Consider the following 344-nt stretch of genomic DNA (forward strand, 5'->3'; position numbering starts at 1 on the left):
ACGAAGCGATTTATTTCCTCAACTACATGAGATCCCCGGAGTCGAGCGCGGTTGTTGTCGGGAAGAAAAGACTTGAGTTCGTTCTCGCTTACCACTTGAGTGTAGTCGGGATCATATTTATTCAGTAACTGCCTAATTGCAGAGGTTTTGCCCGATGCCGGTTGTCCGCCCACAACAAGAAAGATGGGATTCTCCAGCCCTCCCTTTTCGACTGCCATGCTACCTAAGATGTCACGTTCAAATATTGCTTTCGCTTCCGTTGAAGTCAATTTCCTCTTTCTCGCCAGGAACTTATGAAGAACTTCGGCCGATTCCTGTGTTTCCATTTTCGGTTTCCTCGTACC

The 344-nt window shown here is 47.4% G+C and carries 1 protein-coding gene; it reads right to left on the minus strand.

The genetic code is table 11. The features are described 5' to 3' along the window. Positions 1-326 (minus strand): zeta toxin family protein (locus tag EOC06_RS34565; RefSeq protein ID WP_206631322.1); only part of this gene is annotated, 326 nt, incomplete at its 3' end. Positions 327-344: the final 18 nt, after the last annotated feature.

Source organism: Mesorhizobium sp. M7A.F.Ca.MR.362.00.0.0 (assembly GCF_004023175.1).
In the GTDB taxonomy this organism is placed as follows: domain Bacteria; phylum Pseudomonadota; class Alphaproteobacteria; order Rhizobiales; family Rhizobiaceae; genus Mesorhizobium.